The organism is Pseudomonas persica (assembly GCF_900291015.1).
In the GTDB taxonomy this organism is placed as follows: Bacteria; Pseudomonadota; Gammaproteobacteria; order Pseudomonadales; family Pseudomonadaceae; genus Aquipseudomonas.
In genome coordinates, this window is record NZ_OLKL01000018.1 from 79,082 (window position 1) to 101,034 (window position 21,953).

Below are 21,953 nucleotides of genomic sequence, written 5' to 3' on the forward strand. Positions count from 1 at the left end.
GCCGGCGATGGGCTGTAACGCAGCCCCAATGGCCTTAACAGGCTGTCTGGATTTCTGAACAGGGTTCGCACCAGTGGTAAAAGCAGTAACAACCAAACCCGCGCCAATCATCAACCGCCTGGTCGTGGTCGGCCTCGGCCTGATCGGTGGCTCGTTCGCCAAGGGCCTGCGTGAAAGCGGCCTGTGCCGCGAAGTGGTCGGTGTCGACCTGGACGCCCCCTCGCGCAAGCAGGCCGTGGCCCTGGGCGTGGTCGATCGCTGCGAGGAAGACCTTGCCGCTGCCTGTGTCGGTGCTGATGTCATCCAGTTGGCCGTGCCGATCCTGGCCATGGAAAAACTCTTGGCCCGCCTGGCCAGGCTTGACCTTGGCGATGCCATCATCACCGACGTCGGTAGCGCCAAGGGCAACGTGGTCCGTGAAGCGCGGGCTGTTTTTGTAAACGAGAGCGCCGAGCGCCTGCCACGTTTCGTCCCCGGCCACCCCATCGCCGGCTCCGAGCAGAGCGGGGTAGAGGCCTCCAATGCCGCCCTGTTCCGCCGGCACAAGGTCATTCTGACGCCGCTGGCCGAAACCGACCCTGCCGCCCTGGCCCTGGTCGACCGCCTGTGGCGCGCGCTGGACGCCGATGTTGAGCATATGTCGGTCGAGCGCCACGACGAAGTGCTGGCGGCCACCAGCCACCTGCCGCACCTGCTGGCCTTCGGCCTGGTCGATTCACTGGCCAAGCGCAATGAAAACCTCGAGATCTTCCGGTACGCTGCGGGAGGCTTCCGCGATTTCACGAGAATCGCCGGCAGCGACCCGACCATGTGGCACGACATCTTTCTCGCCAACCGCGACGCTGTCCTGCGCACGCTTGATACATATCGCAGTGATCTCGACGCCTTGCGCGACGCGATCGCTGAAGGGGACGGGCACCAGTTGCTGGGTGTATTCACCCGCGCACGCGTTGCCCGCGAGCATTTCAGTAAAATCCTGGCCCGCCGGGCCTATGTGGACGCTATGAACGCCAACGATCTGATTTTCCTGGCCCAACCGGGTGGCCGCCTGTCCGGGCGAATCCGCGTACCGGGCGACAAGTCGATTTCCCACCGCTCGATCATGCTCGGCTCGCTGGCCGAAGGCACTACCGAGGTCGAAGGCTTCCTCGAGGGTGAGGACGCGCTGGCGACCCTGCAGGCATTCCGTGACATGGGTGTGGTCATCGAAGGCCCCAACCATGGTCGCGTGACCATTCACGGCGTTGGCCTGCACGGCCTCAAGCCGCCACCCGGGCCGCTGTACGTGGGTAACTCGGGTACCTCGATGCGTCTGCTGTCGGGCCTGCTGGCCGGCCAGCCGTTCGACGTGACCATGACCGGCGACGCTTCGCTGTCCAAGCGCCCGATGAACCGTGTGGCCAACCCGCTGCGCGAAATGGGTGCCGTGGTCGAGACCGGCCCGGACGGCCGCCCGCCGCTGACCATCCGCGGTGGCCACAAGCTCAAGGCGCTGACCTATACGCTGCCGATGGCCAGTGCCCAGGTCAAATCCTGCCTGCTGCTGGCCGGCCTGTACGCCGAAGGCAAGACCACTGTCACCGAGCCTGCGCCAACCCGTGACCACACCGAGCGCATGCTGCGCGGTTTTGGCTACAGCGTCGAGAGCAACGGGCCGGTAGCCTCGCTGCAGTCCGGTGGCAAGCTCACTGCTACCCGTATCGAAGTGCCGGCCGACATTTCCTCGGCAGCGTTCTTCCTGGTGGCGGCATCCATCGCCGAGGGCTCGGAGCTGGTGCTGGAACACGTTGGCATCAACCCGACCCGCACCGGCGTGATCGACATCCTGCGCCTGATGGGCGGCGACATCACCCTGGAAAACCAGCGTGAAGTCGGCGGCGAGCCAGTGGCCGACCTGCGTGTGCGCGGTGCCAGACTGAAGGGTATCGACATCCCTGAAGAGCTGGTGCCACTGGCCATCGACGAATTCCCGGTACTGTTCGTTGCCGCTGCCTGTGCCGAAGGGCGTACCGTGCTGCGTGGTGCCGAAGAGCTGCGGGTGAAGGAATCCGACCGCATCCAGGTCATGGCCGACGGCCTGATTACCCTGGGTATCAAGTGCGAGCCGACCCCGGACGGCATCATCATCGACGGCGGCCAGCTTGGCGGCGGCGAAGTGCATGGCCACGGTGACCACCGTATCGCCATGGCCTTCAGTGTTGCCTCGCTGCGCGCCAGCGCGCCGATCCGCATCCACGACTGCGCCAACGTCGCCACCTCGTTCCCCAACTTCCTGGCGCTGTGCGCCGAAGTGGGTATCCGCGTGGCGGAAGAGGGCAAGTCGTGAGTGCCCTGGCGCCGGTCATCACCATCGACGGGCCAAGCGGTTCGGGCAAGGGTACGGTCGCCGGGCTGCTGGCTCGCGAGCTGGGCTGGAAGCTGCTGGACTCTGGCGCGCTGTACCGGTTGCTGGCGTTCAACGCCAGCAACCACGGTGTCGACCTGACCAACGAAGAGCTGCTGACCAAGCTTGCCGCCCATCTGGATGTGCAGTTCATCGCTGCCGAGCCCGGTAAGCTGCAACAAATCATCCTCGAGGGTGAGGACGTCAGCAACGTCATCCGCACCGAAACCGTCGGTGCCGGTGCGTCGATGGTGGCCTCGCTGCCGGCCGTGCGGGATGCACTGCTGGTGCGTCAGCGTGAATTCCGCGAGGCTCCGGGCCTGATCGCCGACGGTCGCGACATGGGCACCGTGGTGTTTCCGGACGCGCCGTTGAAAGTCTTTCTCACCGCCAGCGCGGAGGAGCGGGCACGTCGCCGCTACCTGCAGTTGAAGGACAAGGGTGAAGATGTTAGTCTGTCGAGTCTGCTGGATGAGATTCGTGCGCGTGATGAGCGCGACACCCAACGTGCAGTGGCCCCGCTGAAGCCAGCGGCCGATGCCATTCAGTTGGACTCTACCGAGTTGTCCATCGAGCAGGTGTTGCAACGTATCAGGAGCGAGATCGCGCTGCGCGACCTTCTCTGATAGCCAGGAGAGCAGGCAGGTGCACCAGTCAACGTCCTGCCGGCTTTCCTTTACTTAAAACAAACCCACATTGTCTGGAATGTGGCGATGGGCGTCTGTTTCGCCCGAATCTACAGGAATTAAAATGAGCGAAAGCTTTGCAGAACTCTTTGAAGAAAGCCTGAAAACCCTCAATCTTCAGCCGGGTGCGATCATCACCGGTATCGTTGTCGACATCGACGGCGACTGGGTTACCGTACACGCTGGCCTGAAGTCCGAGGGCGTCATCCCGCTCGAACAGTTCTACAACGAAGCTGGCGAGCTGACCATCAAGGTCGGTGACGAAGTTCACGTTGCGCTGGACGCGGTCGAAGACGGCTTTGGCGAAACCAAACTGTCCCGTGAAAAAGCCAAGCGCGCCGAGTGCTGGATTGTTCTGGAAGCAGCTTTCGCCGCCGAAGAAGTGGTCAAGGGCGTTATCAACGGTAAGGTTAAGGGCGGCTTCACTGTCGACGTTAACGGCATCCGTGCGTTCCTGCCGGGCTCCCTGGTTGATGTCCGCCCTGTGCGCGACACCACCCACCTGGAAGGCAAAGAGCTGGAATTCAAGGTCATCAAGCTGGACCAGAAGCGCAACAACGTTGTCGTTTCCCGTCGCAGCGTGCTGGAAGCCGAGAACAGCGCCGAGCGCGAAGCCCTGCTGGAAACCCTGCAGGAAGGCCAGCAAGTCAAAGGTATCGTCAAGAACCTCACCGACTACGGCGCCTTCGTGGACCTGGGCGGTATCGACGGCCTGCTGCACATCACCGACATGGCCTGGAAGCGCATCAAGCACCCATCGGAAATCGTTAACGTTGGCGACGAAGTCGACGTTCGCGTTCTGAAGTTCGACCGCGAGCGCAACCGCGTTTCGCTGGGTCTGAAGCAGATGGGCGAAGATCCGTGGGTAGCTATCACTGCCCGCTACCCAGAAGGTACTCGCGTACAGGCTCGCGTTACCAACCTGACCGACTACGGCTGCTTCGCTGAGCTGGAAGAAGGCGTTGAAGGTCTGGTACACGTTTCCGAAATGGACTGGACCAACAAGAACATCCACCCGTCGAAAGTCGTTCAGGTTGGCGACGAAGTGGAAGTCATGGTTCTGGACATCGACGAAGAGCGTCGTCGTATCTCCCTGGGCATCAAGCAGTGCAAGTCCAACCCATGGGAAGACTTCTCCGGCCAGTTCAACAAGGGTGACAAGATCACCGGTACCATCAAGTCGATCACCGACTTCGGTATCTTCATCGGCCTGGACGGCGGCATCGACGGCCTGGTTCACCTGTCCGACATCTCCTGGAACGAAACCGGCGAAGAAGCCGTACGTCGTTTCAAGAAGGGCGACGAGCTGGAAACCGTCATCCTGTCGGTCGACCCAGAGCGCGAGCGCATCTCCCTGGGCATCAAGCAGCTGGAAGACGATCCGTTCTCCAACTTCGTTGCTGTCAATGACAAGGGCGCTATCGTCAAGGGCATCGTGAAAGAAGTTGACGCCAAAGGCGCCATCGTCACTCTGGCCGACGACATCGAAGCTACTCTGAAAGCTTCCGAAATCAGCCGTGACCGCGTTGAAGACGCGCGTAACGTCCTGAAGGAAGGCGAAGAGATCGAAGCCAAGATCATCAGCGTTGACCGCAAGTCCCGCGTTATCAGCCTGTCCATCAAGTCGAAGGACGATGCTGAAGAGCGCGAAGCCATCCAGAGCCTGAAAAACGCTCCGGAAGCGGCTGCCGACACCACCATGGCTGCGCTGCTGCGCGAAGCAATGGCCAAGCAGAACTGAGTTCTGTTTGATCGGTAAAAAAGGGCGACCCTCGGGTCGCCCTTTTTTTTGTCGGAAATGGACCATATCGGGGGTGGGTGATGTTGATGTTTGGCGACGTCATGGAAGGTCGCGGGCGGGATAACAATTTCCTGATTATCAGGTTGCTGGCGGCAACCGCTGTGGTGGTTGGGCATTCCTTTGCGTTGTCCTACCTGGAGTGCCTGAGTTGTACCGACCCGGCGCTGCTGCTGGGTATGCCGGTGCCGGTGCACAGCCTGGGTGTCGAAGTGTTCTTCATGGTTAGCGGGTTTTTGATCGCTGCCAGCGGTGAGAGGAATGGTACCCGGAATTTCTACCTGGCGCGTGCGCTGAGGATCTTGCCTGGTTTGCTGGTGTGCCTGTTGCTCATGGCCTTTGTGCTGGGGCCTGTGGTTACCTCGTTGCCGCTTGCCGAGTATTTTGCGAAAGGCCAGGTTTACAAGTACGTCTATAGCCCGATGTTGATATTCAAGGATGCCCAGTTCGTGCTGCCCGGGGTGAACTTTACCCCGCGTTTCCATGGGGTTTCGGTCAATGGCAGTTTGTGGACCATTCCGCTGGAAATGCGCATGTACCTGGTGCTGGGGGTGTTGGTGCTGGTGGCCAGGGTTTGTCGCTGGCCAATGGCAGGGCTGACGCTGGCGGCGCTGGTGATTGCGTTAGGGCTGCATACTCTGCATCCGGCTTATGGGGAGTACCCGTTCAAGCTGGTGGTGTGTTTCCTGGCGGGTTCGGCGTTCTATTCGTGCCGGGCGCTGATCCCTCATGCATGGTGGCTGCTGCTGGCCTGTGTCGGGCTGTTCCTGCTGAGCAAGGGTGGGCGCTTCGAGGTGTTCGCCTGTGCCATCCTGACGCTTTACGGCACGTTGTACTTTGCTTACTGCCCGCAGGTGAAGCTGCCTTCATGGGTGCAGGACTACTCGTACGGTATCTACCTGTATGCATTTCCGATCCAGCAGGTGTTGGCGGGGGCTATGCCATGGGCCGGGCCTTACTGGTTGATGTTGGCTGCCGTGCCAGCGTCCTGGCTGGCGGGGTATGTGTCGTGGGAGCTGGTAGAGAAGCCTGCCCTGGCGATGCGAAAACGCTTTTCCCGGTCAGGTGCGCGCGAGCAGTTGGCCTGAGCGTGGGGCTTGCACCTGTCTTCTGGCCTGTGCGGGCCTTTGTGGGAGCGGCCTTGTGTCGCGAAAGGGCTGCTCCCACCACTGAGTGGTGCTGGCTAACGGCAATGAGGCCGGGCCTGCTCATCCCTACCGGCTAGACCATTCCTGTAAAACTTCAATCTTGAATTTTTTTATTAAGTCAAGAACCACCCTGTTCAAATTCCTCCCAGCGTGCTACAAACTGGTTAAGCAATGATCTAGCTGCTTGATAACGAAGGGAAAAATATGACGAAGTCGGAGCTGATCGAACGTATTGTCACCCATCAGGGGCTGCTCTCGTCCAAGGACGTGGAGCTGGCCATCAAGACCATGCTTGAGCAGATGTCACAATGCCTTGCCACCGGCGATCGCATTGAGATTCGCGGTTTTGGCAGCTTCTCGCTGCACTATCGCGCCCCTCGCGTAGGCCGTAACCCGAAGACCGGCCAGTCGGTCAGCCTCGAAGGCAAGTTCGTGCCGCACTTCAAGCCAGGCAAGGAGTTGCGCGACCGGGTCAATGAAGAAGAAGATGAGGCCCACACCTGATTCCACAAGGAGCAATCTGATGCGTAACCTCAAGCGCGCCCTGGTGGCGGTGTTCGTGCTGCTGTTGGCGGCTGTGGTGCTGTTCTTCGTGCTGGAGAACCAGCAAACCGTCTCGTTGGTCCTGTTCGGTTGGGCAGCCCCGGCCATGCCAGTCGCCGTGCTGGTCCTGGCCGCCTTGGTCATTGGCCTGGCAGTCGGGCCGTTGCTGGGTGCCTACGGCGTGCAGCGCAGCAAGCGCAAGATCAGGGCTTCTGCCCGCCAGGCAGCGCTGAGCGGTAACTAAGGATATTTCCTACACCTGTTTGGGAAAGCCTCACCTATGCCTGCGCCGGCCGTCATGGAGTAATGACGCACTTCATTTTCGGCCAAGGCGAGTGTGCGCAGCATGGAATATCCCGTCCTTTCCCATCACGGTGGTGCCCGTGGCGTCACTGGCTCCTGCCATCAGCTGCACCTCGCCCCGTCCATCAGCCTGCTGATCGACTGCGGCCTGGAGCAGGGTGCCGAGGCGGCACCAGGCGTAGCATCGGCACCGCTCGGTTTCGATGTGCAGGGTATCGAGGCCCTGGTTGTCACCCATGTGCATCTTGATCACGTTGGCCGCATCCCGGCACTGCTGGCTGCCGGCTACCGTGGCCCCATCCTGTGCAGCGAGCCGTCCGCCCGGCTGCTACCACTGGTGCTGGAAGACGCCTACAAGCTGAGCATCAGCAGCGAGCCCGCCCATGTGGCGAAGTACCTCGATTTCATCCGCGACCTGATCGTGCCCCTGCCTTTCGAGCAGTGGCACACCCTGGTCGAGCACCCCGGTCTCACCTGCCGCATTCGCCTGCAACGCGCCGGCCATCTGCTGGGGTCGGCGTATGTCGAGTGCGACATGCAGCACGAACAAGCCAACACCCGCTATGTGTTCTCCGGTGACCTCGGCGCGTGTGGCAACCCCTTGCTGCGCCCCGTGCAGCCCCCGGAACGGGCCGATGTGCTGGTGCTGGAAAGCACCTACGGCGACCGCCTGCACCCGCCTGCCGGCGACCGTCAGCAGCGGCTGGAAACGGCCATCGACCGCGCCCTGGCCGACCAGGGCACGCTGCTCATTCCTGCATTCAGCCTCGGCCGCACCCAGGAACTGCTATACGAGCTCGAAGGCATTCTTCACCGCAAGGCCTTGTTGAACAAAGCCGGTCCGGCCCCCGATGGCGACCCGCTCGACTGGTCGCAGTTGCCCATCATCCTCGACTCACCACTGGCCCAGCGCATTACCGGTGTGTACCGGGAACTGCACGACTACTGGAATGCCGAAGCCAGGGCGCGCCTTGCCGAAGGGCGCGACCCGCTGGGTTTCAGTCAGTTGATCAGCGTGGACACCCATGCCCGTCACCAGCAAGTGGTCAATTACCTCAAAAGCACCGGGCGGCCGGCGATCGTCATTGCCGGCAATGGTATGTGCTCGGGTGGACGCATCGTCAATTACCTCAAGGCCATGCTGGGGGACTCGCGGCATGAGGTGATGTTTGTCGGTTACCAGGCCAAGGGTACGCCCGGCGCGGTGATACAGGCCTGCGAGGGGGCTGAAGGGTTTGTGCAGATCGACCTGGATGGGCAGATGTATGAGGTGCGGGCAAAGGTCGTAACTTTGCCGGGGTACTCTGGCCATGCGGATCAGAAGGGGTTGGTGAGCTTCGCACTGGATGGTGCGAACGCCGCCGGGAAGGTTGTGCTGGTCCACGGAGAAACCCGGGCGAAAGCAGCGTTGGCCCAAGCGCTACGCAGGCGCGGCGGTAGGGCGGTCGACGTCACGGTTGCCGTGTAGCGAGCCGCAGGTCGTCGGCTCGTGGGGGCGGTGGTGGAACTTTGTTGACGGTATCTTCCTCTTAGATCGGATAAGTGCTGGGGCTGTAGGTCGTTTCGTGCGCTCTGCGCTGGATGAGCAAAATGCCGCTACGCTGAGTTCAGCAGGCTTGTGCGTCGGATCAGCTGCAGCCTCGCTGGCATAGGAATCATGCAAATGGTCGGATCTAAGGAAAACGAGAACAAATGCGAAATCAACGTAGCCCTGGAGTCGAAACTGACGAAGTTGATGTTCTCGAGCTCTGGCATGTCTTGTGGGGGCGAAAGCTGCTCATCCTTTCATGCATTGTTTTAGTTACAGCAGCAGCGTCTGTTTATATCTCACTCAAGACGCCGATGTACGAGGCCAAGTCTTTTATCCTGCCGCCGACCAAGAATGATATTGCCCAATTGAACTATGGTCGCACCGAAAACAGCGGTCTCGAAGTGTTCACGCCCAAGGGTGTTTATGAGATCTACCTGCGATCCCTGCAGTCTGAGTCTCTGCGGCGTCAGTTCTTTCGCACGGTCTATTTGCCCAATTTGCCAGAGGCTACCCGCCAAGACTCTCAAGATGCACTTTATGACCAGTTTGGCAAGGTATTGACTATTGGCCCTGTGGCGGGAGATAGTGCCGAGCGCTTTTTGATAAGAGCGCTGAGTGACGACCCCAAGATGAGTGTGAAGTGGGTAACGCGCTTTTCGGAGATGGCCAGCGACACTGCTAAAAAGACGCTGGTTGAAGACGCTGATACTGAAGTCAAGGTGCTGGTCAAGAATCTGGAGCAACAGGTCCGCAGCGCACGGGAAGCGGCGCACAAGCAGCGTGAAGATCAAATCGCCCGCCTGGAAGAGGCGCTGAAAGTTGCAAAGGCAGTGAACCTGAGCAAGCCCCCCATCATTGCCAGTGGCATGAGCGCTGAAGTATCTGGCGATATGCAGGGTGCACTAACCTACATGCGGGGCAGCCAGGCCCTTGAGGCAGAGCTTGCAAACCTTCGCGCGCGGGAATCCGACGACCCCTTCGTCGCCGATTTGCGGGAGATCCAGGAGAAGCTCGACTTCTACCGCAACCTGCACCTGAACCCGGCCGTGATCGAGGTATTTCGGCAGGATGGTACCATTGAGGTGCCTGATAGCCCGGTCCGGCTTCGCAAGTTGCTCATTGTGGTAGGGGGCGTGTTCGCAGGGTTGGTTCTCGGTGTGTTTTTGGCCGCATTTACCCACCTGGTTTCTGCTGAAAGGGAGCGCCGCATGGGGCGCGCTTGAGTTGCCAATCTCCGAGCCTGAATGCTGCGGAAAGAACCGATAGTGATGAATTTTAACAAGAGGCGGGTTGCGTGAAGCTCATAGAAACTAACATCTCGGACGTGGTCGTTTTTGAACCAACCGTTTTCGAGGACGACAGGGGCTGGTTCTATGAGTCTTATAGCGAGCCTAAATTCCATGCGCTGCTCAGTGCGCAAGGTATTACCCTGCCGCCTTCTTTTGTTCAGGAAAACTGCTCGTTATCTAAAAAGGGTGTCATGCGCGGCTTGCATTATCAACTTTATCCATTTGCCCAGGGGAAGTTGGTAAGTGTGGTTCAGGGCGCGGTGTTCGATGTGGCGGTGGATATTCGCAAAGGCTCTCCTACCTTCGGGCAGTGGGTAGGCATGGAACTATCGGCGGCTAACCGCAAGATGATGTGGGTGCCTGAAGGTTTCGCCCATGGTTTCATCGCGCTGGAAGAAGATACGGTGTTCCAGTACCGCACGACCAATGTCTATTCCAAAGAGCATGAACGCAGCATTGCCTGGAATGACCCGGATCTGGCTATCGAATGGCCGCAGGTGGAGGGGCTGCTGATCAGTGACAAGGATGCAGTGGCGCCAACCCTTGGCGAGGCTGACTTGCCACCTTTGATCCTGAAGGGGCAGGCGGAGGATCTGCTACTTCCGGTTATCGGTGACGACCGCGGGAGCCTGATCAGCATTGAAAAGGCGCTGAATATCCCGTTCGCCATTCGCCGCGTCTATTACATCTTCGGTACCAAGGCCGGCGTCAGTCGTGGGTTCCACGCTCATCGGGATCTCCAGCAGCTGATCGTCTGCCTGGCCGGTAGTTGCCGCATGACCCTGGATGACGGTACCGGCCGGGTTGATCATGTGCTTGACGCGCCACAGAAAGCTCTGCTGATCAAGAATATGGTCTGGCGTGAAATGCATGACTTCAGCGAGGACTGTGTACTCATGGTCATCGCCAGTGAAACCTACGATGAGCGCGATTACATTCGCAGTTATGAGGACTTCAAGAGGCTGATCGCCCATGCCTAGTATTCATGCGCTGGCCGATGTGCAAACCGATGCCATCGGAGAAAAAACCAGAGTCTGGCAATACGCGGTCATCCTCAAAGGCGCGCGAATTGGCAGCAATTGCAACATTTGCGCTCACACCCTGATTGAGGGTGGCGTGGTGTTGGGGGATAACGTCACCGTAAAAAGTGGTGTGTTTCTCTGGGAGGGGCTCGTGATCGAGAACAATGTCTTCATCGGCCCCAATGCTACCTTCACCAACGACCGGGTGCCGCGCTCCAAGTGCTACCCCGAAGCTTACGAAGTCACTGTGCTGAAGGAAGGCTGCAGCATCGGTGCGAATGCGACATTGCTCCCAGGGGTCACGATTGGTCGACATGCCATGGTAGGTGCCGGTGCCGTCGTGACCAAGGATGTACCTGATTACTGCGTGGTAGTGGGTAATCCAGCAAAAATAATAAGGGAGCTAGAGCATGGTTGATTTCCTGAATCTGAAGGCCGTCAATAAACAGTACCGCGAGGAGCTGTTGCAGGCTTGCGCCGATGTCATCGACTCCGGCTGGTACATCGGTGGTAGCGCCCTGGCCCGCTTTGAAAGCAACTTTGCCGCTTATTGCGGTACCGCTCATTGCATTGGCGTGGCAAACGGCCTCGATGCGCTGACATTGACCTTGACCGCCTGGAAGCGACTGGGGCGGGTGAAGCAGGGGGATGAAGTCATCGTCCCGGCCAATACCTACATTGCGAGCATCCTGGCAATCACCGCCAGTGGGCTGGAGCCCGTGCTCGTCGAACCGGACCCTGCAACGTTCAATATCGATACATCCCTCATTCGCCAGGCGATCACCGACAAGACCCGTGTCATCTTGCCGGTGCACCTGTATGGGCAGATTGCTGACATGAAGGCGATCAACGAGATTGCCGCCGAGTACGGTTTGCTGGTGCTCGAAGACTCGGCTCAAGCTCACGGTGCCTCTATCGATGGCAAGCGGGCGGGTAACTGGGGGAATGCCTCGGGCTTCAGTTTCTATCCGGGCAAGAACCTGGGCGCGCTGGGTGATGCAGGGGCGATCACTACCTCGGATGGCGAGTTGGCGGAAGTGCTGCGAGCCCTCAGAAACTATGGCTCCCATGAGAAGTACAAGAACTTGTTCGTCGGTGTGAACAGCCGTCTGGACGAGATCCAGGCGGCAATGCTGGATGTGAAGCTCAAGTATCTTGATGAAGAAATCAGCAGGCGCCGGCATATCACCACGTGCTATCGCGCAGGCATTCACAATGCTCATATCGGCCAGCCGCAAAATAGCGCTGCCGAGGAGCATGTGTGGCATCTGTATGTAGTACGGACGGCCCACAGAAACGAGCTGCAACAACACCTTCGCGAGCAGGGTGTACAGACGCTGGTTCACTACCCGATCCCGCCTCACAAGCAGCAGGCTTACCGCGAGTACAATGGTTTGAGTCTGCCGCTGACTGAAAAAATTCATGATGAAGTGCTCAGCCTGCCTGTGGACCCCACCATGAGCGACGCGTCTATCCAGACGGTCATCGATGCCTGCAACAGTTTTACTGTTTCCGGGCAATAATTCATGACGTTGATCAAGACCAGTCTGCTGAATGCAATTGCTGTTTTTGTAAAGATGGCGACATTGCTGGGGCTCAACAAGGTGCTGGCCCTTTATGTGGGGCCAGCGGGTTACGCGGCGATCGGGCAATTGCAGAATGCCGTGACCATGTTCACGACACTGGCCAGCGGTGCAGTCAGTACAGGGGTAACCAAGTACACGGCGGAGTTTGCCGATCGGCCGGACGAACAGCACAGGATCTGGCGAACCGCCGGGACGCTGTCCCTGCTGGTTTCGTGTGTGCTGGCAGTGCTGATCTTGGTCCTGCGAGCACCATTGGCAGGCTGGTTTTTCAATGACGAAACACTTGCACCTGTGCTGGTGTGGTTTGCCGCTACCTTGGTATTTTTTGCCTTCAACTCGTTGCTGCTGGGCATTCTGAACGGCAAGAAAGACGTTCAGCGCTACGTGCTTGCCAATATTCTCGGCAGCCTGATCTCGCTGGTGGTGACTTGTGCCCTGACCATCAAACTGGGGTTGTACGGTGCGCTGGTTTCGCTGGCTGTTTATCAGTCGCTGAGCTTCGTGGCCACCTTGGTCATCTGCATGCGCACGCCTTGGTTCCGCCCCACCGATTTCATCGGGGCGCTGGACAAGCAGGCGCTGTCCCGCCTTGCAAAGTTTGCTCTCATGGCTGTGGTGACAGCGTGCTCGCTGCCCGTTTGCCATGTGTTCATCCGGGACTACCTGGGGGCGGAGTTCGGCTGGGATCACGCAGGTTACTGGGAGGCCATGTGGCGGTTGAGCACGGCCTATCTCATGCTGATCACCACGACGCTTGCGGTCTATTACCTGCCAAGGCTCTCGGAGCTCTCCGATGCAGGTGAACTGCGTCGGGAAATCATCCAGGGGTACAAGCTCATCCTGCCCCTGACTGTTGCTGCCGGCCTGGTTATCTACCTGCTCAGGGACTTCATCATCCATGTGCTGTTCTCGGAGTCATTCTTGCCCATGCGTGAACTGTTCGCGTGGCAGATGGTCGGGGACAGCTTGAAGGTAGTCAGTTGGCTGATGGCCTACCTGATGCTCGGCAAGGCACTTACCCGGTTGTATCTGGTCACCGAGATCCTCTCGACCCTTTCGCTGTATGCACTGACTGTCTATTTCACCCAGCTGTGGGGGTATGAAAAAGTTACTCTTGCTTACGCGGCAAACTACTTGTTGTACGGAATTGTCATGTATTTCTCGGTATTCCGTCGTTTGCACATTATTGTTGGCGATACGGCGCGGAGCTGAGTAGAGATGAAGGACGTCATCGAACAGTTACATGGACGCATCCTTGGCGCTGAACCTGCCCAGGCATTGGTGCAGGCGCAGGTCTATGGGGCATTGCTCTGGGCGGTGGACCTGGGGATTTACGACGCCACCGCACTGGAGCGTCACCTGGTGGCCCAGTGCGCCAGCCAGGTCACGTTGCTGGCTGCCAGCAGCGTATCGCGCGGCTGCCTGCATGTGGTCAGCGAACCCTATATGCAAGGCGGCCACACCCGGCTGATGGAGCGCCTGGCGCACATGCACGAGGGGCCTGTGGACTTGCTGGTGGCACGCAGCGCCAAGCCGCAGGTGCTCGAACGCCTGGCCGGCTATTTCGCCCATATCGAGGTGGCGCGCGGCGATGACCCGTGCGCCCGGCTGCAGTCCATCGTCGACACCCTGGCGCAGTACGACAAGGTGGTGCTGCACATTCATCCGGACGACATCATCACCACCGTCGCCTGCGGCCTGCTGAAGCAGCAGCGTGGTGCCGCGCTGACGGTGTACTTCGTCAACCACGCCGACCATGTGTTCAGCTTTGGCGCGTCGGTGGCCGATGTGTATTTCGAGATCAGCGCCTACGGGCACCACCTGGACAAGAAGAAGCACCTCACCTGTCAGAAGAGCTTCCTGGCGATCCCGATCGAGACCAGCGGCGCCAAAGCGCCGGACGCCGTGCCCACTCACGAGCGGATCAAGGTGTTCAGCGCTGCTTCGGCGGCCAAGTACAAGCCCCACGGCGGCCTGGACATGCGCCCGTCGATCACGGCGATTCTCGAGCGCTTCCCCCATGCCGAGTGCTGGATCATCGGCGCCAACCCGCTGACCAACACCTGGTGGTGGACAGTGAAGCTGCGTTACCCCAGGCGCTTCTTCATCCGCCGCCACCTGCCGTACAAGGACTACCTGGCCTTTGCGGAAAAAGCCGACTTCTACCTGGACAGCTACCCTATACCCGGTGGCACGGCGTTCGCCGAGCAGTTGCTCAAGGGCCGACGTTGCGTGGGGCTGGTGGCGCCGATCCAGGGCTACTCCCCCGCAGACAGCCTGAAGGTGGCCAGCGTCGACCAACTGCTGGCCAGCATCGCACAGCCCCGGCCCAGTGCCCCGGTGGTGGAGGCGGTGCAGCGAGTCAACTCGGTGGAGGCGGTGAAAGCACGTTACCTGGCCTGCATCGAGCGGGGCGAGTTCAGCGACAATGAACTGGCAGCCATGTTGCCGTGGACGGGCAACCTCGATTTCATGAAACCGACAGGTAAGGTCACTAGCATGATCCCTGCGGATGTCTTCGACACCCTGTGCCGCATAGACACGAGCCTGGCGCGGCGAACTCTGCTTTCCTACGCCTGGGTGCCGAGAATCAAGCTCTTGATCAAGGTCACGCTGTTCCGGCTGGCCAGGCTGGCCAGAGCGCGAGGGTGAGTGTGATCAGGATCTTTATCGGCGTGCTGTTCTGCCTGCTGTTCTTCAGCGACTTCGTCGTGTTGACGCTGGGGCTGGGCAGTGTGTTTGCCGGTTGGCGAGAAATGATCAGCCTGCTGATGATCACGTGGCTGCTGCTGCGGGCGCTGGCCAGCGTCACGGTGCGTGGCAGGGTCAACCTCGAAGTCGGGCGGTGGTTGCTGGTCGTGCTGTTCTTTGCCTTCCTGTACCTGCTGTTCGGCGACCTGAGCGCATCGTCGGTGCGCATGTTCCGCGCACTGGCTGTGCCGGTGTTCATTGGCATGGCGGTGGCCATCTGGGCCCAGGCGGTGTCGACCGAGCGGAAGCTGCGGCATGTGTACTGGTCAGTGCTGGCAATGAGCGTAATCACCGGCCTGTATGCGTTGTATCAGTACCTGACCATCGCCTCGGCCGAGCAGTTCTGGTACTGGCCGCTGCTTGCCGCCAAAGGCTATGAGCTGCAACCCTACAACTCGATGCGTGACGGGCTGCCGCGGGTTTCCGGTTTCTTTACCGGCACGCTGGAGTTTTCTGCAGCCATCCTCAATACCGCCGCCATGACCCTGGCCGTATTGCTCAGCGGGCGCAACTGGTCGTTGATCCGGCGCCTGCTGCTGAGTACTGCCTTCCTGCTGCTGTGCGGGCTGGTAGTGATCGGTTCGGTGCGCACGGCCTTGATCGGCCTGGTGTGCATCTGCTCGATGCTGGTGGCGGCCCGGATACTGCGCACGGCCTGGCTGATCTCGCTGTTGGGCTATGTGCAGTTCATTGGCCTGACCGTGGCGATTTTCGTCTACCTGTCGATGGGCTACACCCAGGATTTGTCGGCGCTGGACCGCGAGCGCCAGTGGCTGCACATGTATGAGGTGCTGAGCGCGCACCCCATGGGCTATGGCTTTGGCGCGGTGGGACCGGGCCAGCAGCACTGGTTCGATTCGTTCTGGCTCAACCTGCTGGCCACCTGCGGTTGGGTCGGCCTGCTGATCATGGCCGGGTTGATCCTTTGGTATCACAAGCTGGTGACGATCATCGTCCGGGACAGGGCCCATGCCAGCGCCTGGAAAAACGGCTTGGGCAACTTCGTGATTGCCAGCTACCCGTTCTTCCTGAGCTCGTTCTTTTTCCAGTCCTATACGAACAGTGTTGTCCTCTACATTTTCGCGATCGTGGTGATGGTGATCATTGGTGAAAACAGAAGAACAAAAGTTGAGTCTGGCAGTCCTGATCGTTCTGTATCGGAAAACTAGCCAGGACTCGATTGCCCTGCAGTCGCTGCTCGCCCAGCAGGCGCTGCTGCATGGTGAGGGTATAGACCTGCAGCTGTACGTCTGGAACAACTCCCCCGGCGTGGCGCAGCCGTGCCCGGGCGTGCGCTGGTACGAGGCGGACAACCAGCGGCTTTCTGTGGTCTACAACCAGGTTGCCGAACAGGCGTTTGCCGCCGGGGTCGACCTGTTCATGATTTCGGACGACGACACCAACTACTCGAACATCCGCCTGTCCAGCTGCCTGGCGCAGATCGGCCAGGTGCGTCGTGCGCCGGGTGGCGACCAGGTGGGCGTGTTCATGCCCCGGCTGGTCAGCCATGGGCAACTGGTCAGCCCCGGCAGGCGCTGGCTGTTCATGGGCCGTCTCACACCCAACGTGGCCGCCGGGCTGGTGGACTCGAAAAACCTGCTGGGCATCAACAGCGGCCTGATCTTCACCCGTGAGTGCTTCCAGCGCATGACACCGTTCTATGACGAGCGGCTGCGCTTCTATGCCACCGATACCGACTTTTTCATCCGCTACGAGGGGTATTTCCCCAAGGCTTGCGTGCTGGATGTGGAGATTGCCCATGACCTGTCCGAGCACAGCGCCGATACCCCCGAGCGTGCCTTGTTCCGTTTCGAGGAAATGATCCACGGGCTGCGTATCAGCTTCCATTCCCACGGCCTGCTGGAGCGCGGCCTGCTTGACCTGTACCTGGTCTATGCGGCCATTCGCAAGGCGGTGGCTTACCGCCGTCCGGCCTTCGTCAAGGCCTTGTTTACCCAGGTGAGGGCGGTGAAATGATGCATGCCTTGCTCGAAAAGCTGGTGCTGCTGGTTAAAAAGCGCCCATTGGTGGTCGACCGGCGTATTTCGTCGGGCTACCTGCTGGGGTTGTTCGTGACCAAGCTGCTGATGGCCTGCCGCGGCGTGATTCGCCTGCGCCGGCGGCGCCTGGCGTTCATCGGCTCGGGGGTAACCCTGAAGGAAGTCGGCAAGATCGAATACGGCCCGGGGCTGGTTATCGACCAGGGCTGTTTCGTCGATGCCTTGTCCAATGACGGCATCCGCTTCGGCACCGCCGTGTCGCTGAACAAGCACATCATCATTGAATGCACCGGCAGCCTGGCCAATATTGGCAAAGGCCTGGTGATTGGCGACAACGTCGGCCTGGGCGCCGGTTGCTTCCTGGGTTGCGCCGGCGGCATCGAGATTGGCAGCGACACCATCATCGGCAACTTCGTCAGCTTCCATTCGGAAAACCACAATTTCGAAGACCCGCTGCAACCTATCCGCCTGCAGGGGGTGAGCCGCCAAGGCATCAAGGTGGGCCGCAACTGCTGGATTGGCGCCAAGGTGACCGTGCTCGATGGCGCGGTGATCGAAGACGGCTGCGTGTTCGCTGCAGGGGCGGTGGTGGCTGCGGGGGTGTACCGCAAGAATTCGATTTATGGCGGCGTGCCGGCCAAGTTCATCAAGGCGCGCGTAGCGGAAGAAGGGGTGGCATGAAAACGTTGCACTTTGTCCACCTGCTGAATGACTACAGCGGCAGCCCCCGGGTGTTGAACCAGACCATCACCGCGCTGCAGCAACATGGCGCCGACTGCACGCTGCATGTGGGCAGCAGCGGCCACGGTGTGCTCGACGAACTGCAGGTACGCACCTGCAAGTTTGCCTACAAACGCTTCGACAACCGCTGGCTGACCTTGCTGGCGTATGCCGGCTCGCAGGTGGCGCTGTTCTTCAGCCTGTTGCGTCAGGTGCGGCCGGGGTCGGTCGTGCTGGTGAACACCATGCTGCCCTTTGCTGCCGCCCTGGCCGCCCGTTTGCGCGGTGCCAAGGTGGTTTACCACGTGCACGAAACCTCCATCCGGCCTGCGCTGCTCAAGGCGTTCCTGCGCCGGGTGATTGCCGGCTGTGCCAGCAAGGTAGTCTACGTTTCGAAGTACCTGCAGGTACAAGAGGGTGTGGCCGGCGTGCCGGCGGTGACCGTGTACAACGGCCTGGCCGAGGGCTTCCAGCAGCAGGCGATGGCCACGCCGTACCAGCATTTGCACGACGGCCGCTTCAATGTGCTGATGCTGGCGTCGTTGAAGGGCTACAAGGGCGTGGACGAATTCGTCGCCCTGGCCACGGCACTGGCCGCGGACCCTGTGCTGAAGTTCACCCTGGTGCTCAATGCCAGCCCGCAGGAAGTGGATGCCTACTTCGCCGGCAAGGCTCTACCGCAAAACCTCATGCTCAGCCCGGGCAGTGCCGAGGTTGCGAGGTTCTACCGCAATGCCAGCCTGGTGCTGAACCTGTCCCATGTGGATGGCTGGGTCGAAACCTTTGGCCTGACCATTCTCGAGGCGATGGCCTTCGGCATCCCGACCATCGTGCCCCCGGTAGGCGGCCCGGTCGAACTGGTCAGCGACGGGGTAGAGGGTTACCAGATCGATTCGAAGAACCATGAACAACTGGTGCGCACCGTTGCGCGCCTGTCGCAGGACTCACAGGCGTGCCAGGCACTGTCCGAGCGCGCACGCAGGAAAGCGAGTGAGTTTTCCACTGCCAACTTTCAGAAAAATATCGTGATGGTGTTTGATGACCTATAAGATTGCAGTAATTGGCACGGTAGGTTTACCCGCTCAATACGGAGGTTGGGAAACACTGACCGAACAATTGGTGCGCAACCTGCCGGGTGACTGCGAACTCACCGTTTATTGCAGTGCGCCCCATTACCCTCAGCGACCGAAGTTTTTCGAGCGTGCCCGGCTGGTCTACCTGAACCTCAAGGCCAATGGCGTGCAAAGCATCCCCTACGACGTGCTGAGCATGCTGCACGCCTACCGCAAGCATGACCTGATGCTGATTCTGGGTGTTTCCGGCTGCATTGCCCTGCCATTCATGCGCCTGCTGACCCGCAAGCCGATCGTGGTGAACATTGACGGCTATGAATGGAAGCGCGCCAAGTGGTCCAACTTCGCCCGCTGGTTCCTGAAGTTGTCCGAAGCGGTGGCCGTGCGTTTTGCCCATGCGGTCATTACCGACAACAAGGTGCTGCAGGAATACGTAACCGCCGAATACAACAAGCCCAGCGAACTGATTGCCTACGGTGGCGACCAGGCCCGGTCCGGTGAGCCGACCGAGCAGGCCCGCCTGGCTTACCCGTTCCTTGCTGCGCCCTATGCCTTTACCGTGTGCCGCATCGAGCCGGAGAACAACATCCATGTCATTCTCGAAGCCTTCGCCGGCTCTGGCATGCCGCTGGCGATCATCGGCAACTGGAACCACAGCGAATACGGCGTGCAACTGCGCAAGCAATACGCAGGGGCAAGCAACATTCACCTGCTGGACCCGATCTACGACGTGGAGCAACTGAGCCCGCTGCGCAGCAATGCCACGGTGTACCTGCATGGCCACAGCGCCGGCGGCACCAACCCGTCGCTGGTCGAAGCCATGTGGCTGGGCCTGCCGGTGGTAGCCTTCGATGTGTCGTTCAACCGCGCTACCACCGAAGACCAGGCGCTGTACTTTGCCGACAGCACCTCGCTGCGCAACCACGCCCAGGCACTGTTTGCCGATGAAGGCGCGCGTGCGCAACTGTCCGTGCGGCTGCACGAAATTGCCAACCGCCGTTACCGCTGGCCAGTGGTGGCAGAGCAGTACCGCAGCGTGTTCACCCGCCTGCTGGGCCGGGCGGGGAGAGGTTGATGGCCGGGCAAGGCAACGCGCCAACGCCGGGTATCCTGGCCACTGGTGGAAGCGGTTTTGTCGGCAAGGCGTTGCTGCAGCGGCTTGCTGCCGACACACGCTGGGCGCCGCGTGCACTGGTGCGGCAACTGCCCGGCCAGCGGCTGGCTGGCGTCGATTACCGGCCATTCAGCGAGCTGGCGGCGGTAGATGTGGCGTCCGGGCATTTCGAGCAGGTCGACACCGTAATCCACCTGGCCTCCCGCGTGCACGTCATGCAGGAAACCGCCGCCGACCCGCTGGCCGAGTTCCGTCGGGTAAACGTGGAAGGCACCCTGAGCCTGGCCCGGGCCGCTGCCCAGGCCGGCGTGCGGCGCTTCATTTTTGTAAGTTCGGTGAAGGTGAATGGCGAAACCACCGATGGCCGCCGGCCCTTCACCGCCGACGAGGCCCCCGCGCCTTCGGACCCGTACGGCATCTCCAAGCGCGAAGCCGAAGACGGTCTGCGCCAACTGGCGGCTGAAACCGGGCTGGAAGTGGTGATCGTACGGCCGGTGCTGGTGTATGGCCCGGGCGTGAAAGCCAACTTCCGCAGCATGATGAACTGGCTGAGCAAAGGCGTGCCGCTGCCGTTTGGCGCCATCCACAACAAACGCAGCCTGGTGGCGCTGGACAACCTGGTGGACCTGCTGGTGACCTGCATCGACCACCCGGCCGCTGCCAACCAGACCTTTTTGGCCAGCGATGGTCACGACCTGTCCACCACCGAACTGCTGCAACGGCTGGGCAACGCGCTGGGCAAGCCAGCCAGGTTGCTGCCTGTGCCCGCTGCCTGGTTGAAGGGCGCGGCCACCTTGGCCGGCAAGGGCGGGCTGGCTCAGCGCCTGTGTGGTTCGCTGCAGGTAGACATTGGCAAAACCCGTGAACTGCTGGGCTGGCAGCCGCCGCTGGATGTCGACCAGGCACTGCGGGCCACGGCCCTCAACTTTTTGAAAGAGCAAGACAAATGACGGCATGGTGGCTTATTCCCTTGGTCGCGGGGGTATCCCTGCTTTTGACCGCAGCGCTGCGGCGCTACGCCCTGAACAAGCAGATCATCGACGTGCCCAATGCGCGCAGTTCGCACACCGTGCCCACTCCACGGGGCGGCGGTGTGGCCATTGTGCTGAGCTTTCTGGGCTGCCTGCCGCTGCTGGGCCTGGCCGGTGCAGTGCCGCTGTCGGCGCTGGTCGCCATCGGCGGGGCAGGGGCACTGATCGCGGTAATCGGCTTCATGGACGACCATGGCCACATCGCCGCCCGCTGGCGCCTGCTCGGCCACTTCGCCGCAGCCGCCTGGATGCTGTACTGGCTGGGCGGCCTGGCGCCGCTGCAGGTGTTCGGTTTTACCCTGGACCTGCAGTGGTTCGGCTACATCCTGGCCGCGCTCTACTGTGTGTGGATGCTCAACCTGTATAACTTCATGGACGGCATCGACGGCATCGCCAGCGTCGAAGCGGTGACCGCCTGTCTGGGCATGGTGCTGCTCTCGGTCCTGGCCGGTGCACCGCAGCTGATGGCGCTGCCGCTGTTGCTGGCCGCGGCCACGTTCGGCTTCCTGTGCTGGAACTTTCCGCCGGCCAGGATCTTCATGGGGGACGCCGGCAGCGGCTTTCTCGGCATCGTGCTGGCTGGCCTGTCGCTGCAGGCGGCCTGGGCCGCGCCGCAGCTGTTCTGGTGCTGGCTGATTCTGCTCGGCGTGTTCGTGGTCGACGCCACCTTCACCCTGATCCGCCGCCTGTTGCGCGGTGACAAGGTGTACGAAGCGCACCGCAGTCACGCCTACCAGTTCGCCGCGCGCCACTACGGCAAGCACCTGCCGGTGACCCTGGCGGTGGCCGCGCTCAACCTGTTCTGGCTGCTGCCGATAGCCCTGTGTGTACTGTTGTTGGGCCTGGACGGCGTGTGGGGCGTGATCATCGCCTACCTGCCATTGGCGTTTCTGGCCGTGCGCTGGCGCGCCGGTGAACTCGAACACTAGCTAAAGTGATAGGAAGAAGGCAGTAGACATGTCACTTTGGCAAGCT

The 21,953-nt window shown here is 60.7% G+C and carries 20 protein-coding genes and 1 pseudogene; all 21 read left to right on the forward strand.

Going from position 1 to position 21,953, the window contains the following annotated elements; translation table 11 throughout:
* Window positions 1-106: 106 nt before the first annotated feature.
* Complete coding sequence (locus FQ664_RS09200; protein WP_256675911.1) at window positions 107-2,326, forward strand: bifunctional prephenate dehydrogenase/3-phosphoshikimate 1-carboxyvinyltransferase; 2,220 nt, start codon at window positions 107-109, stop codon at window positions 2,324-2,326.
* Window positions 2,323-3,009 (forward strand): (d)CMP kinase, encoded by a 687-nt coding sequence (gene cmk, locus FQ664_RS09205; RefSeq protein ID WP_063911621.1) that lies wholly within the window; start codon window positions 2,323-2,325, stop codon window positions 3,007-3,009. The genes FQ664_RS09200 and cmk overlap by 4 nt, the downstream gene beginning before the upstream one ends.
* A 124-nt stretch (window positions 3,010-3,133) precedes the next feature.
* A complete protein-coding gene (rpsA, locus tag FQ664_RS09210; RefSeq protein ID WP_003252673.1) occupies window positions 3,134-4,810 on the forward strand; it encodes a 30S ribosomal protein S1 in 1,677 nt (558 codons plus the stop codon).
* 86 nt (window positions 4,811-4,896) lie between these two features.
* On the forward strand, window positions 4,897-5,955 hold the full coding sequence (locus FQ664_RS09215) for an acyltransferase family protein (RefSeq protein ID WP_178090971.1): 1,059 nt from the start codon (window positions 4,897-4,899) through the stop codon (window positions 5,953-5,955).
* 264 nt (window positions 5,956-6,219) lie between these two features.
* Entirely contained in the window at window positions 6,220-6,519 is a 300-nt protein-coding gene (ihfB, locus tag FQ664_RS09220) for an integration host factor subunit beta (RefSeq protein WP_023536263.1), read from the forward strand.
* Window positions 6,520-6,538: 19 nt separating this feature from the next.
* On the forward strand, window positions 6,539-6,802 hold the full coding sequence (locus FQ664_RS09225) for a lipopolysaccharide assembly protein LapA domain-containing protein (protein WP_144171657.1): 264 nt from the start codon (window positions 6,539-6,541) through the stop codon (window positions 6,800-6,802).
* A 102-nt stretch (window positions 6,803-6,904) separates the two neighbouring features.
* Window positions 6,905-8,329, forward strand: coding sequence for an MBL fold metallo-hydrolase RNA specificity domain-containing protein (locus tag FQ664_RS09230; protein WP_144171658.1), 1,425 nt, complete (start codon window positions 6,905-6,907; stop codon window positions 8,327-8,329).
* Window positions 8,330-8,553: 224 nt separating this feature from the next.
* Complete coding sequence (locus tag FQ664_RS09235) at window positions 8,554-9,615, forward strand: LPS O-antigen chain length determinant protein WzzB (RefSeq protein ID WP_144171659.1); 1,062 nt, start codon at window positions 8,554-8,556, stop codon at window positions 9,613-9,615.
* Window positions 9,616-9,686: 71 nt separating this feature from the next.
* A pseudogene (gene rfbC, locus FQ664_RS28210) lies at window positions 9,687-10,247 on the forward strand (dTDP-4-dehydrorhamnose 3,5-epimerase); the annotation flags it as partial.
* Entirely contained in the window at window positions 10,248-10,661 is a 414-nt protein-coding gene (locus FQ664_RS28215; RefSeq protein ID WP_474707140.1) for a sugar 3,4-ketoisomerase, read from the forward strand.
* Window positions 10,654-11,121, forward strand: coding sequence for an acyltransferase (locus FQ664_RS09245; RefSeq protein ID WP_144171661.1), 468 nt, complete (start codon window positions 10,654-10,656; stop codon window positions 11,119-11,121). The genes FQ664_RS28215 and FQ664_RS09245 overlap by 8 nt, the downstream gene beginning before the upstream one ends.
* Window positions 11,114-12,226: a DegT/DnrJ/EryC1/StrS family aminotransferase gene (locus FQ664_RS09250; protein ID WP_144171662.1), complete on the forward strand. Its 1,113-nt coding sequence runs from the start codon at window positions 11,114-11,116 to the stop codon at window positions 12,224-12,226. The genes FQ664_RS09245 and FQ664_RS09250 overlap by 8 nt, the downstream gene beginning before the upstream one ends.
* Before the next feature lie 3 nt (window positions 12,227-12,229).
* Window positions 12,230-13,501: an O-antigen translocase gene (locus FQ664_RS09255; protein ID WP_144171663.1), complete on the forward strand. Its 1,272-nt coding sequence runs from the start codon at window positions 12,230-12,232 to the stop codon at window positions 13,499-13,501.
* A 6-nt stretch (window positions 13,502-13,507) separates the two neighbouring features.
* Window positions 13,508-14,941: a hypothetical protein gene (locus FQ664_RS09260; protein WP_144171664.1), complete on the forward strand. Its 1,434-nt coding sequence runs from the start codon at window positions 13,508-13,510 to the stop codon at window positions 14,939-14,941.
* Window positions 14,942-14,943: 2 nt separating this feature from the next.
* Complete coding sequence (locus tag FQ664_RS09265; RefSeq protein WP_178090972.1) at window positions 14,944-16,209, forward strand: hypothetical protein; 1,266 nt, start codon at window positions 14,944-14,946, stop codon at window positions 16,207-16,209.
* Complete coding sequence (locus tag FQ664_RS09270) at window positions 16,169-17,017, forward strand: glycosyltransferase family protein (protein WP_144171666.1); 849 nt, start codon at window positions 16,169-16,171, stop codon at window positions 17,015-17,017. The genes FQ664_RS09265 and FQ664_RS09270 overlap by 41 nt, the downstream gene beginning before the upstream one ends.
* Window positions 17,014-17,721: an acyltransferase gene (locus FQ664_RS09275; RefSeq protein ID WP_063911631.1), complete on the forward strand. Its 708-nt coding sequence runs from the start codon at window positions 17,014-17,016 to the stop codon at window positions 17,719-17,721. The genes FQ664_RS09270 and FQ664_RS09275 overlap by 4 nt, the downstream gene beginning before the upstream one ends.
* Window positions 17,718-18,809 carry a glycosyltransferase family 4 protein gene (locus FQ664_RS09280; RefSeq protein ID WP_144171667.1) on the forward strand — a complete coding sequence of 364 codons (1,092 nt, stop codon included), beginning with the start codon at window positions 17,718-17,720 and terminating at the stop codon, window positions 18,807-18,809. Before FQ664_RS09275 ends, FQ664_RS09280 begins: the two co-directional genes overlap by 4 nt.
* On the forward strand, window positions 18,799-19,908 hold the full coding sequence (locus tag FQ664_RS09285) for a DUF1972 domain-containing protein (protein ID WP_144171668.1): 1,110 nt from the start codon (window positions 18,799-18,801) through the stop codon (window positions 19,906-19,908). Before FQ664_RS09280 ends, FQ664_RS09285 begins: the two co-directional genes overlap by 11 nt.
* Window positions 19,908-20,897 carry a UDP-glucose 4-epimerase family protein gene (locus tag FQ664_RS09290; RefSeq protein WP_144171669.1) on the forward strand — a complete coding sequence of 330 codons (990 nt, stop codon included), beginning with the start codon at window positions 19,908-19,910 and terminating at the stop codon, window positions 20,895-20,897. The genes FQ664_RS09285 and FQ664_RS09290 overlap by 1 nt, the downstream gene beginning before the upstream one ends.
* Window positions 20,894-21,907 carry an MraY family glycosyltransferase gene (locus tag FQ664_RS09295; protein ID WP_144171670.1) on the forward strand — a complete coding sequence of 338 codons (1,014 nt, stop codon included), beginning with the start codon at window positions 20,894-20,896 and terminating at the stop codon, window positions 21,905-21,907. The genes FQ664_RS09290 and FQ664_RS09295 overlap by 4 nt, the downstream gene beginning before the upstream one ends.
* The last annotated feature ends 46 nt before the right edge of the window (window positions 21,908-21,953 follow it).

Coding starts and splice junctions, on each gene's coding strand:
- rpsA (WP_003252673.1), top strand. CDS start 3,134: ATGAGCGAAAGCTTTGCAGAACTCTTTGAAGAAAGCCTGAAAACCCTC.
- FQ664_RS09215 (WP_178090971.1), top strand. CDS start 4,897: ATGTTTGGCGACGTCATGGAAGGTCGCGGGCGGGATAACAATTTCCTG.
- ihfB (WP_023536263.1), top strand. CDS start 6,220: ATGACGAAGTCGGAGCTGATCGAACGTATTGTCACCCATCAGGGGCTG.
- FQ664_RS09225 (WP_144171657.1), top strand. CDS start 6,539: ATGCGTAACCTCAAGCGCGCCCTGGTGGCGGTGTTCGTGCTGCTGTTG.
- FQ664_RS09230 (WP_144171658.1), top strand. CDS start 6,905: ATGGAATATCCCGTCCTTTCCCATCACGGTGGTGCCCGTGGCGTCACT.
- FQ664_RS09235 (WP_144171659.1), top strand. CDS start 8,554: ATGCGAAATCAACGTAGCCCTGGAGTCGAAACTGACGAAGTTGATGTT.
- FQ664_RS09245 (WP_144171661.1), top strand. CDS start 10,654: ATGCCTAGTATTCATGCGCTGGCCGATGTGCAAACCGATGCCATCGGA.
- FQ664_RS09250 (WP_144171662.1), top strand. CDS start 11,114: ATGGTTGATTTCCTGAATCTGAAGGCCGTCAATAAACAGTACCGCGAG.
- FQ664_RS09255 (WP_144171663.1), top strand. CDS start 12,230: ATGACGTTGATCAAGACCAGTCTGCTGAATGCAATTGCTGTTTTTGTA.
- FQ664_RS09260 (WP_144171664.1), top strand. CDS start 13,508: ATGAAGGACGTCATCGAACAGTTACATGGACGCATCCTTGGCGCTGAA.
- FQ664_RS09275 (WP_063911631.1), top strand. CDS start 17,014: ATGATGCATGCCTTGCTCGAAAAGCTGGTGCTGCTGGTTAAAAAGCGC.
- FQ664_RS09280 (WP_144171667.1), top strand. CDS start 17,718: ATGAAAACGTTGCACTTTGTCCACCTGCTGAATGACTACAGCGGCAGC.
- FQ664_RS09285 (WP_144171668.1), top strand. CDS start 18,799: ATGACCTATAAGATTGCAGTAATTGGCACGGTAGGTTTACCCGCTCAA.
- FQ664_RS09290 (WP_144171669.1), top strand. CDS start 19,908: ATGGCCGGGCAAGGCAACGCGCCAACGCCGGGTATCCTGGCCACTGGT.
- FQ664_RS09295 (WP_144171670.1), top strand. CDS start 20,894: ATGACGGCATGGTGGCTTATTCCCTTGGTCGCGGGGGTATCCCTGCTT.